At 75.6% G+C, this 11,164-nt stretch carries 7 protein-coding genes; 6 read left to right on the top strand and 1 reads right to left on the bottom strand.

Annotated features, from left to right (window positions below; all coding sequences use genetic code 11):
* Positions 1-207: 207 nt before the first annotated feature.
* The 4 genes from ACFYUS_RS34285 (at position 208) to ACFYUS_RS34300 (ending at position 4,833) form a co-directional block, all read left to right on the top strand.
* The gene (locus tag ACFYUS_RS34285) at positions 208-978 is read left to right on the top strand and encodes a hypothetical protein (protein WP_388861281.1); all 771 of its coding nucleotides are present in this window, start codon (positions 208-210) and stop codon (positions 976-978) included.
* Positions 979-1,753: 775 nt separating this feature from the next.
* Positions 1,754-2,131, top strand: coding sequence for a hypothetical protein (locus ACFYUS_RS34290; RefSeq protein ID WP_388861284.1), 378 nt, complete (start codon positions 1,754-1,756; stop codon positions 2,129-2,131).
* 282 nt (positions 2,132-2,413) lie between these two features.
* Positions 2,414-3,007 carry a TetR/AcrR family transcriptional regulator gene (locus tag ACFYUS_RS34295; protein WP_388861286.1) on the top strand — a complete coding sequence of 198 codons (594 nt, stop codon included), beginning with the start codon at positions 2,414-2,416 and terminating at the stop codon, positions 3,005-3,007.
* Positions 3,004-4,833: an alpha/beta fold hydrolase gene (locus tag ACFYUS_RS34300; protein ID WP_388861289.1), complete on the top strand. Its 1,830-nt coding sequence runs from the start codon at positions 3,004-3,006 to the stop codon at positions 4,831-4,833. The genes ACFYUS_RS34295 and ACFYUS_RS34300 overlap by 4 nt, the downstream gene beginning before the upstream one ends.
* 26 nt (positions 4,834-4,859) lie before the next feature.
* Here ACFYUS_RS34300 and ACFYUS_RS34305 read toward each other — a convergent pair whose 3' ends face one another.
* The gene (locus ACFYUS_RS34305) at positions 4,860-5,387 is read right to left on the bottom strand and encodes a hypothetical protein (protein ID WP_388861292.1); all 528 of its coding nucleotides are present in this window, start codon (positions 5,385-5,387) and stop codon (positions 4,860-4,862) included.
* A 457-nt stretch (positions 5,388-5,844) separates the two neighbouring features.
* Here ACFYUS_RS34305 and ACFYUS_RS34310 point away from each other — a divergent pair, with 457 nt between their 5' ends.
* Together ACFYUS_RS34310 and lanL are read left to right on the top strand one after the other, a co-directional pair.
* On the top strand, positions 5,845-7,923 hold the full coding sequence (locus ACFYUS_RS34310; protein ID WP_388861295.1) for a S9 family peptidase: 2,079 nt from the start codon (positions 5,845-5,847) through the stop codon (positions 7,921-7,923).
* Positions 7,920-10,766 carry a class IV lanthionine synthetase LanL gene (lanL, locus tag ACFYUS_RS34315; RefSeq protein ID WP_388861298.1) on the top strand — a complete coding sequence of 949 codons (2,847 nt, stop codon included), beginning with the start codon at positions 7,920-7,922 and terminating at the stop codon, positions 10,764-10,766. The genes ACFYUS_RS34310 and lanL overlap by 4 nt, the downstream gene beginning before the upstream one ends.
* Positions 10,767-11,164 lie beyond the last annotated feature (398 nt).

Here is an 11,164-nt window from a genome sequence, read left to right on the forward strand (position 1 = left end):
CTCGTCGAACGGGGTCCGGGTCTGGAGGCAGGGGTGGAGCCGGCCGGCATCCGCCCGGCGGTCGGGCAGGACCAGAAGCCGATGCCGCTCGCGGTCACGGCCAGGGCCGGGCCGGAACCCGTTCGCCCCGTCCGCCCGTCCTGTCCACGGGGGTTGCGCAAGACTCGACGCCCTGTCGCTCTTCACCACCGAGGTCCGAGGAGATCCATGGTCGACACCATCCACTCACTGGCCACCCGTTTTCACGAAGTGCTGGTGGCGCTCCTGAGCAACGGTCCCGACGCGGCGGGCGTCGCGGGCCTCCACGACGTCGTCGCGCGCGCCGCGGCCCTCGGCCCCGACGGCGCGTGGCTCGCCGCCGCGGGTCACGCGGGCCTCGGCGGCCTGGCCTGCGCGCAAGGGCAGCGGGACCGGGCCGTCTTCCACTTCGACTCCGCGGTGACGGCCGGCTACAACGACTGTGTGGCGCTCCATGTCGCCCCCGTACGTCCGCTGCACGGCGATCCCCGGTTCCGGGCCCTGTACCAGCGGATGCGCATCACCCAGGCCGACCTCGACGAGGTCTTCTGGCTGCACCAGGAGATGCAGACCATGACGCAGGAGGCCCAGGACGCGAGCGTGGACAACATCGGCCGCCTGGACACCGGGGTGTCGCCGCTCCCCCAGGCCCCCATGCCGACCCGCGAGCCGAACACCCCCGGTGTCCTGGTCACCCGCATCGATCTCGCCGCGACCCAGACCGCGCTCCAGCAGGCCGTCTTGAAGGCGGAATTCCTGCGCAGCTCCGGCAACACCAGCCTCGGTCTCATCGACGACTCGTGGGACTACGCCCAGGCCAGGCGTGATGCCTGGCACGCCGACGGCCTGGACGAGCGGCGCCTGCGGGCCGCCGAGGCCCGGGCTTTCGTCGAGCGGCCCGGCGCCGGCACCACGCTCATGCCCTGCCCGCCGCTGGGTTCGATCACCTACCCGAGCTGAGGGGGGCGGCACCGGCGCGGCGGCCGGTGCGATGGCCGGTGCGGCTCGTTCACCGGCCACCGCCGTCCGCCGCTTCACGCGCCTGTCTCCTTGCTCGCGCGCGCCATCTGGCGGCCCGTCACCGCACGGGAACGAAGGCGGTGTCGGCCGACGCGTCACCCGTCGCCTCGGCCGCGCGCGGTGGCGGGACGGCGGGCGGCGGACCGGCCGCCGGACCGGCCCCGCTCGCTGCGGCCGGCTGCCGCCGGAGCTTCGCCGGCGGGAGTCCGGCAAGGGGCGGTGTGCGGCAGGGGGCAGGGCTCGGCGGGCCGGTGCGCCAGGACGCCGGGAGGGTGTTTCAGCTCTCCGCCCGCCCCGCGATGCCGTCCAGGACCCGGTCGAGGCTCCCTGCGTACTGCGCGTCAGAGACGAACCGGGCGATCGTGTCCGCCGCCCGGGCCGTACGGGGGGGAGCGGTCGGCGGGGACGGCGCGGAGTCGCTCCCGGCGGGTCGCGATCCGCTCGGCGATCGGCGGGGGCGGGGCGGGTGAGGGGAGTTCGGCGGCTTCCAGGGCGATCGCGCCGAGGACCTGGACGATGAGCAGGTACGCGGCGCGCGCCGCCCGGGTCGGATCGGGTCGGGTCGGGTCGGGGCGGGGCCGGCGTCCGCGAGGACCAGGAGGGGGCTTCGCCGAGCGCGAGGGCGTGGGGGCCGTCCATCGGGCCGAGAGCAGCGGGTGGACGGCGCCCGGGCGGGCGAGCAGACGGTGGCGCAGGCCGGCGGCGCGGGGGGTGGATGCGGTCGCGCCCCCGACTGCTTCGGGACTCCTTCGGGCCGCGCGGCGGCGCCCGGTCCGACCTGGGCGACCTCGTCCTCCCGGCCCTCCCCGCCGGGCGCACCGCGACCGTCCTCGGCGGCCCGGACCAGCCGCACACGGGCACCTTCCTCCCCGGCATCGGGGAGGCGCTCGCCCTTCCGGGCCGCCGTCCCGACGCCCCGGGCCGCACCTGGCACCTCCCCCAACAACCCGCGCACCCGCGCACCCGCACCACCCGCGAGCTCGTCGACCCGGCCCACTGTGCCACCGGCCGCCCCGGCACCGCCCGGCACCGCCCGGCACCGCCCGGCTGCGCCGGATGCCGACGTTCGCCCGGTACGCGCCGGGCGCGGTGAACCGCACCGTGTGCGAACTCGTCGGGATGCGGTACGCGTTCGCCGAACCGTTCGTCGTGGACTCCGGTCTCGTCCGGGACCGGCCGGGGTGCCGTCGCCACCCCGGCCGAGGAGGCGCTGGAGCGGACCGTGGCGGCCTACCGCGCCCTCGGGAAGTGAGCCCCGGGGAGCGGGTGTTCGTCCCGCCCTCCCGGCGGCCGGCCCCTGCGGTTCCGGCGCCGGCCCTGCGGCGGTCGCGGTCCGGCACCTTGAAAAATATGTAGACCGGTCTATTCTTCAATCATGACGGGAACCAAGGGAGCCGAGACCAGCTCACGGCTGGCGGAGTCGATGCTGGAGCTGATCCAGCGGCACGGGTACAGCGGTACGGGGCTCAACGCGGTGGTGGAGCATGCGGGCGCCCCGAAGGGGTCGCTCTACTTCCACTACCCGCAGGGGAAGGAGGAGCTGGGGCAGAAGGCCGTCGAGCTCGCGGCCGCGCGGTTCGGCTCTCTCGTGGCCGGCTCGGCGTCGGGTCCGGTCACGGCGGGCGAGGTGCTGGGGCGGGTGGTCGGCGAGCTGGCCGGGATGCTCGACGGCAGCGACTTCCAGCTGGGATGCCCGGTCTCGGTGGTGACGCTGGAGATGGGCGGGGAGAGCGAACGGCTGCGGAACGCCTGTGCCGATGCGTTCGAGTCGTGGGTCGCGCCGGTGAGCGAACTGCTCGTCGCACAGGGCCGGCCCCGCGCCGTCGCCCGTGCTCTGGCGACCGCCGTGGTCGGCATGGTGGAGGGGGCGGTCATCATGTCGCGCGCCCGGCGGTCCACCGAGCCGCTGCACTGCGCCGCCCAGGCGATCGCCGTACTGCTGGCAGAGGGTGCGGAGGCCTCGGCATGAGACCGGAGGAACGGCACGCGCTGGTGCTGGGCGCGAGCGGGTTCATCGGGCGCCATGTGGTGCTCGCGCTCGGCCGGGCCGGCGTCCGGGTCAGTACGGCCTCTCGGAGCCGCGAGTCCTACCAGCGGCTGGCCCGGTGGCTGGCCGGGCGCGGGCACGACCGGGCCCCGGCCGACCTGCGGGTCGACTTCGCCACGGCGTCGCTGGTCGACGGCGAGTGCGGCGACGTCACCGAGATCTACAACTGCGCCGGCGCCTTCCGGTTCGGGATGTCGGTGGACGAGGCGCGTCACGCCAACGTCGACAGCGTGCGCGCGGTCGTCGAGTTCGCGGCGCGGCTGCCGAACCTGCGCCGCCTGGTCCAGGTCTCCGGGTACCGCGTGGGCGGGCAGGACCCCGCCCCCTGGAGCGAGGAACACCGACGTGCGACCTACCGGGCGCTGGGCGCCTACGAGGCGTCCAGGGTCGAGGCGGACGCCGTCTTCCAGAACCTGGCGGCGCGGCGGGGCGTCGCGTGGTCCATCGTGAACCCGGCCGGCGTCATCGGGGACAGCGCCACCGGGGAATCCGACCAGTACCTCGGGCTCGCCTCCACCGTGAAAGACCTCTGGCGGGGCGCGCTGCCCGCGCTCCCGGGCAACGGAAAGACGTTCGTCCCCGTGGTCGCGGCCGACCACCTCGCCCGGTTCATGACCCTGCTGCCGACGGACCCGGCCACCGAACACACCGCGTACTGGCTGCTGGACGACGACACGCCCGCGCTGCCCGACCTGCTCACCCTCGTGGCCGAGCACTACGGCGTCAGGGCGCCCCGGGCGCGGATTCCGGTGCCCTTGCTCAAGCGGCTTCCCCGCCGGCTCACCCGGGCCGATCCGGAGACCCTGACGTTCCTGTCGGCCGACCGCTACCCGACCGCTTCGGCCCATGACCTCGCCGCCCGGCACGGGCTGGCCGCGCCGGACACCCTCACGACGATCCGCCGCTGGGCCGACCACATGGCGGCCCATCGCTTCGGCGACGCCCCGGCACGTGACAGGCGGTTCACCACGATCGGCGGGATACGGACGTTCGAGCTGGGTGAGGCCGCCGCGCCGACGGTGGTGCTGCCCGGTCTGCCGGTCGACGCCGACACCTGGGCACCGGTCGTCGCGGCCGTCGAGAACGCCCGCGCCGTCGACCTCCCCGGCCTCGGCATGAGCACCGGGTGCCGTGACGACTGGGCGTCCTGGTCGACCGCGCTGGTGACCGAGAGCGGCGCCCGCCACCTGGTCGGGCACTCCCTCGGCGCCGCCGCCGCGCTCGAGGCCGCGGCCGCCCACCCCCACGCGGTGGAACGGCTCACGCTCGTATCGCCGTTCTTCCTCCAGGCTCCCCCGCCCCGCACCGCGACGTGGACGCCCCTGACCCGCCGGCTCCTGCGCCGGGCCACTCCCGCCTCGCTGTCCGAGCGGCTGACCGGCACCGCGGACCACGCCTCCGCGCTCCGACCGGCCGTCGCGGACCTTCGCCGCGGCACCGTCGCGGCCACCACCGCCCGCCTCCTGGCCGCCACCGCGCACTCGCCGTGGCGCGCGGACCTGCGGGCCGCACTGCGGCAGTACCCGGGGCGCGTCCACCTCGTCATCGGCTCCGACGATCCCCTCACCGCCGACGGACGGTCCCTGCTGGACGCCCTCCCCCACGTCACGGTGACGGTGATCGACGGCGCGGGACACCACCCCCAGCTCACGCACCCGCACGACGTCGCGCAGGCCATCGGTGAGCGGGCCGCTTCCCCGGGCCTCCGGGGAGACGGGAGCGTCACGGCCGTCCACGGACGTCCCTGACGGCCGGGAACTCCCGCCTGCACCCGTCACCACCGCCTGGCCGGCCGCCTCGGCCGGCACCGGTCCCCCGTCTCCCTCCGAGCGGGGGCCGGTGCCCTCCGCGCCCCGGGTCGGCAGCGGGTGCCGTCGTACCGGCGCGGCCGGGCGGCCCGTGCCTTCCCGGTGCTGCCGAGCGCCACGGCGATCTCCTCGTCGGTGTGCCTCCTCGTGGCCAGGTGGGTGGCGTAGGGGCCGTCGGTCTCGACGACCGCGTCCAGCGCGCCCACGATCCGCGACGCGGTCAGGGGATCGGTGTCCTCGACCTCGTCGAGGCGTTCGCGGATCCGGGAGATGAGGCGGGCGACGTCCTCGGGCAGCCGGACCGCGGCGGCGTCGACCTGCCGGGGGCGGGTCTCCCGGTCCCTCTCCGGTCCGGAGGTGTCGTAGAGGTACGGCTCACGGCGGCGTACCCGCTTCCGGTCGATCGGGGAGGCCGTCTCCCGTGCCGGCCGCAGGCGCAGACGGCGCGCGTCCGGTCCGCGAGCGGGCGGCGGCGCGCACCGTCGCAGCACCACCAGTCGGTGAAGCCGGGGGCGTACGAGCCGCCGCCCATGTCGATGTGGACCGGGCCCGGCACCGTGCCGTCCTCCAGCAGCACCCCGGCCTCGCCCACATGCCCCTCCGCGCCGTCCGGTTCCCACCTGACCGGGCCTCCCCTGTCTCGTGATGCCGGTACGGCCACCGCCCGTCGGCCGGCGGCGGCCCGTCGTCTCCACGGCGGCGGACGGGCGGGGATGGCCGCAGGCGAACGCCGCGCATATTCCACGGGCGAGTGACGGCAGTGTCCGCGGTGGGGTCGAGGGGTGCGCCGCGGGCGGGCGCCTCCCCGTGGGCAGGTGCCGCCGGGCCGGCCGGGATCCTCGGGTCCGTGCCCGGCCGTAGATCGTTCGCGGACCCTCCGTAGATCACCGCCTCCTAGCGTTCTTCCTGCCGAACAGGGCACAGGGACGAGGGAATCGAGGAGGGGCAGGCATGCGGACGGAGCACGTCGCGGACGAGTTCGCCTGGCTCGCCGACCGGAACGCGCCTGAGGTGCTCGCCCATCTCACGGCCGAGAACCGCCGCTACGAGCGGGCCACCGGCCGGCTCGGCGCGCTGCGTGACACCGTGGTCGCCGAGATCGCGGCCGCGAGCGGCGCCTCGGACCTGTCCGTGCCGGTCCGCAAGGGCGGCCACTGGTACTACAGCCGTACGACTGCCGCCGCGTCCCACCGGATCCACTGCCGGATCCCGGTGTCCGGTGACGGCACGGAGCCCGCCCCCGACGTCCTCGGTGCCCGTGCGGGCGAAGAGGTCGTGCTCGACGAGAACCTCCTCGCCGGCGAGTCCGGCCACGTCGTCCTCGGCGGATTCGAGATCAGCCCCGACGGGGCCCGGCTGGCCTACGCCGCCGACCACGTGGGCGACGAGCGGTACGTCCTGCGGGTCAAGGACGTGGCGAGCGGCGCGGCAGCGGACTGGGAGATCGCCGGGACCTCCGGTGACATCGCCTGGTCGGGCGATGCGGGCCGGCTCTTCTACGTGGCGCTCGACGAGACGGGGCGGCCGCATCAGGTGCGGCGGCGTCAGGTCGCCCCCGGTGCGCCGGACGTCGTCGACGAGCTCGTGCACGAGGAGAGCGACCCCCGGTTCTGGCTGTCGCTCGGGCTCACCCGGTCCGGCGCGTACGTGCTGATCGAGTCCCACAGCAAGACGACGAGCGAGATCCGCTGCCTTCCGGCCGACCGGCCGGACGGTGTGCCCCGCCCGGTCGGCTCCGGCCGCGCCGACGGCGTCGAGGTGAGTGTCGAGCACCAGGGCGACCGTTTCCTCGTGCTGCACAACGACGGTGCGGAGAACTTCGTCCTCGACTCCGTCGCCGTGGCGGACACGGCGGGCACCACCCGCCGCCGCCTGGTCGAGCACCGTGACGACACCCGGCTGCTCTCCGTCGACGCCTTCGCCGAGCACGTCGTGGTCCGTTTCCGCCGCGACGGCCTGGGCGGGCTGATGGTCCTGCCCGACACCGGCCCGGCGTGGGAGGTCGTCTTCCCCGAGCCGCTGTACGCCCTGCTGCCCGAGGCGAACCCCGAGTACCGGTCCCGTACGTTCCGGCTGCGCCACACCTCGCTCGCCACCCCCGACACCGTGTACGCCTGCGACCTCGAGACGGGGGCGCTGGCCCCGCTCAAACGGCGCCTCGTGCACGGCGGTTTCCGGCCGGAGGCGTACGTGCAGCACCGCGTGTGGGCCACGGCGGCCGACGGGACCGGGGTGCCGGTCTCGCTCGTCGCCCGCGCCGACGTCCCCCGCGACGGGACCGCGCCCCTGCTCCTCGTCGGATACGGAAGCTACGAGACCTGCGTCGACCCCTGGTTCTCGGTCTCCCGGCTGTCGCTCCTCGACCGCGGTTTCGTCTTCGCCATCGCCCATGTGCGCGGCGGCGGGGAGTTGGGCCGCCGCTGGTACGAGCAGGGACGACGCGACCGCAAGGCCAACAGTTTCGGCGACTTCGTCGCCTGCGCGGAGCACCTGGCCGCCGAGGGATGGACGCGACGGGGGCGGATCGTCGCCCGCGGCGGCTCCGCCGGAGGGCTGCTGGTCGGCGCCGCGCTCAACCTCGCGCCCGATCTCTTCGCGGGGATCGTCGCGGAGGTGCCGTTCGTCGACCCGCTCCATTCGATGCTCGACCCGGACCACCCCCTGACCGCCGTCGAGCGGGAGGAGTGGGGCGATCCGATCGCCGACCCCCAGGCGTACGCGTGCATCCGGGCGTACGCCCCGTACGACAACGTCAGGGACACGGTCTATCCGCCGGTCCTCGCGACCGCCGGCCTGCACGACCCGCGGGTCGCCTTCCACGGGCCGGCCAAGTGGATCGCCCGGCTGCGCGCCACCGCGCGCGGCGGCCCCTTCCTGCTGCGCACGGCGCTCGGCGGGGGGCACACCGGCCCCTCGGGACGGCAGGAGGCCTGGCGGCAGGAGGCGGAGACGCTGGCCTGGGTGATCGACACCGCGGGCGCGCACGAACGACACGACAAGGACCGCACAGTGAAGGGAACGGCACAGTGAACAGGCCGGCGACCGCCGCCACCGAACGGGACTGGGACGCCCTGCTCGCCGCCGCGCTGGAGAAGCGGGGCGGGGCGCAGGGGTGGACCGCCCGCCGGGGCGCCTACTGGCACCAGCTCAAGCCCGTCGGCACCGAACTGCGCGCCCAGGGCTGGAAGATCCACCTCTCGGCGACCGCCGGGAACTGCACCGAGGTGCTGGAGCGCGTCGTCGACACGCTCCTGGCGGCCCGCTGCGCCTTCAAGTTCGTCGCCGGCCAGGAGCGGTACCGGCGGTCGGTCAGCCGCCGCACCGACCGTGCGTCGGCCGGCAAGCTGATCACGGTCTACCCGAACGACGACGGGCAGTTCCGCGAGCTGGCCGAAGCGCTCGACCGCGCGACGCGCGGGCTCACCGGGCCGGTGATCCTGACGGACCGTCCGTACCGGCCGGGCAGCCTCGTCCAGTACCGGTACGGGGCCTTCGCCGGCCGCCGGGTCCTGGGCGACAACGGCCTGTACGCCTCCGTCCTCGTCGCGCCGGACGGCACGCTGGTGCCCGACGACCGCTCGGCGTGGTTCTGCCCGCCGCCGTGGGCCGTCGACCCCCTCGCCGAGGAGGCGTCCGAGGAGGCGTCCGGCGCGGAGGCCCCCTGCGACGGGCCTCGCGCCGAGGAGCCCGCCGGCACCGACGTGCTGCTGCTCGACGGCCGGTACGAGGTGACCGACGCGATCCGGCACACCAGCCGGGGCGGCGTCTACCGCGCCCTCGACGTGCGGACCGGGCGGCCGGTCGTCCTGAAGCAGGCCCGTCCCCACATCGACGCCCAGGCCGACGGTGCCGACGCCCGGGACCTGCTGCGCAACGAGGCCCGCATGCTGGGCCGGCTCGCGCCCACCGGCTACGTCCCCCGGTTCCTCGGGGAGTTCGAGGTGGACGAGGACCTGTTCGTCGTCCAGGAGGAACTGCCCGGCAGGACCCTGCACGAGGCGATGGAGGAGGCGGGCAGCGACACCCTTCCCGACCTGCCCGCCGTCCTGGACACGGCCGCACGGCTGGTCGCGATGGTGGCGGCGGTGCACGCCGAGGGCGTGGTCCTCGGCGACTTCGCCCCCGGCAACGTCCTGGTCGACGAGGAGGGACGCGTACGCCTCATCGACCTGGAGACGGCGGCCGGACGCGGCGCGCCCGTGCCCGCCCTGGCCACCCCCTTCTTCACCGCGCCCGAACGCGCCCGCACGGAGCGTCCGTCCGGGCGGCACACGCCCGCGGGGCAGCCGTCCGCGGGGCCGGTCGCCGATCCCGCCTCCGATCTGTACTGCCTGGGCGCGCTGCTCTTCCTGCTCGTTCTGCGGCAGGCCCCCGTCCTGCTGCCGGACGAGCCGGCGGACCCCGCCGGCCCGTCCGGCCGCGACGGCCAGGAGCGCATCGCGGCCTGGCTCGACCTCGCCGGACGCCAGGTCCCGGCCGCCGCGCGGCTGCGCCCGCTCGTGGTCGGACTCATGGCGTCGGACCCGGCACGGCGGTGGACCCTGGAGCGGGCCGCGCGGTTCGTCGAGGACTGCCGCGCCACGGCCCCCGAGGACGTGTCCCCGGCGGCCCGCAGGACCTCCGCGCCGGACGGTGCGGCAGGCGCGTGGGAGGCCGGCGTGCTGTCGGACAGCCTCGACCACCTGGCCGGTTCCCTCGACGCGGGGGCCCGGTGGCTGTGGCCCGTGCCAACACACGCGGAGGGCACCTTGCCCGGCAGCCTGCAGCACGGCGCCGCGGGCGGCGCGGGCGTCCTGCTCCAGGCCTGGGAGCGGCGCGGGTCGCTGGGCCTGGACGAGGAGCGCTGGTACGAGGCCCTGTCCGCGGCGTGCCGGTGGTACGACCGCGCGCTCGACGCCGACGCCCGGGTCGTGCCCGGCCTCCACTTCGGGCACGCCGGGATCGCGTGGACCGCCTACGAGCTGGCCGCTGCCGTGGGCGACACGGCCACCGCCGGCAGGGCGCTCGACCTGGCCCGGCGGCTCCCGGTCCGCTGGCCCAACCCGGACGTCACGCACGGCCTGGCCGGCGGAGGGACCGCGCTGCTGCACCTGTGGCGGCGCACCGGTGACCCGGTCCTGGAGCGGCGCTGGAAGGACTGCGCCGACGGGCTGGCGCTCGCGGCCGAACGGTTCGAGGACGAGAGCGGGCGCGGGCAGGTGGGCTGGCGGGTGCGGGAGGTCTTCCCCGAGGCCCGCGACCGGGGCACGTTCCACGGCTTCGCCCACGGCACGGCGGGCATCTGTTCCTTCCTGCTCGCCGCGGCCCAGTCCGGCGCGGACGGGCCGGCGCGGACCCTCGCCGAGGCCGGCGGGCGGGCTCTCGTCGCGGCCGCCCTGGCCGACGGGCCGTCGCCCGCCGCCTTCTGGGGCGAGAGCCCCGACGAGCCGCCCCACCGGCGCCCGCACTGGTGCCACGGCTCGGCGGGCGTGGGCACGTTCCTGCTCCGCCTGTGGCAGGCCACCGGTGCGCCGGAGTACCGCGTCCACGCCGAGCGCGCGGCCCTCGCGGTCGCCCGGTCCGCGCCGTACGCCCCCGTCGGCCACTGCCACGGGCTGTCCGGGTTCGGGCACTTCCTTCTCGACATGGCCGACGCCTTCGCCGATCCCGGCTACCGGGAGCAGGCCGAGGCGTGTGCCGAGCTCATCGAGGTGCGTCACGCCCGGCGTGCCGGGCGGCGGCTGCTGCCTTCAGACTCCGGCCTCGAGGTCGGGTTCGACCATGCCGGCGGAATGGCGGGAGCGCTCGGCTTCCTCATCCGCCTGCGGCACGGCGGACCCGGCCCCTGGGTGCCGGCCCCGACCGTCCACGAGACCCCGAGAGGAGGTGTCTGACCATGAGCAACTCGCAGATCCTCGCGGCCCTGCAGCGTGTCCGCAAGGACGCCCGCGCCGCCCAGCGCGCCTGCCACCCGGCCCAGCCGACCAGCTGGTACACGATCTGATCCCGCGCCGCGGGACCGGAAGCCGTCCGGGGAGCCTCCGGGCTCCCCGGACCTCCCGAAGTCCTCTGATTCTCCGGGGGATTCGGGGCTCCTCACTCATGCAGACCGAAAGGACGTCACCATGAACAACTCGCAGATCCTCGCCGCCCTCCAGCGTGTCCGCCGCGACGAGCGCGCCGTCCGCTCCTGGTGCTGGGGCGGCCAGGGCGCCGTCATCACCCACTTCACCATCTGATACGGGTCGTCTCGAAGGGTGGGCCCCTTGGGGCCCACCCCGCCGTCTGTGAG

The organism is Streptomyces sp. NPDC004284 (genome assembly GCF_042874035.1).
GTDB lineage: Bacteria > Actinomycetota > Actinomycetes > Streptomycetales > Streptomycetaceae > Streptomyces.

Excerpts from the sequence above, each read along its gene's own strand:
- ACFYUS_RS34300 (WP_388861289.1), top strand. The coding sequence starts at position 3,004 with ATGAGACCGGAGGAACGGCACGCGCTGGTGCTGGGCGCGAGCGGGTTC.
- ACFYUS_RS34310 (WP_388861295.1), top strand. The coding sequence starts at position 5,845 with ATGCGGACGGAGCACGTCGCGGACGAGTTCGCCTGGCTCGCCGACCGG.
- ACFYUS_RS34285 (WP_388861281.1), top strand. The coding sequence starts at position 208 with ATGGTCGACACCATCCACTCACTGGCCACCCGTTTTCACGAAGTGCTG.
- ACFYUS_RS34295 (WP_388861286.1), top strand. The coding sequence starts at position 2,414 with ATGACGGGAACCAAGGGAGCCGAGACCAGCTCACGGCTGGCGGAGTCG.
- ACFYUS_RS34290 (WP_388861284.1), top strand. The coding sequence starts at position 1,754 with ATGCGGTCGCGCCCCCGACTGCTTCGGGACTCCTTCGGGCCGCGCGGC.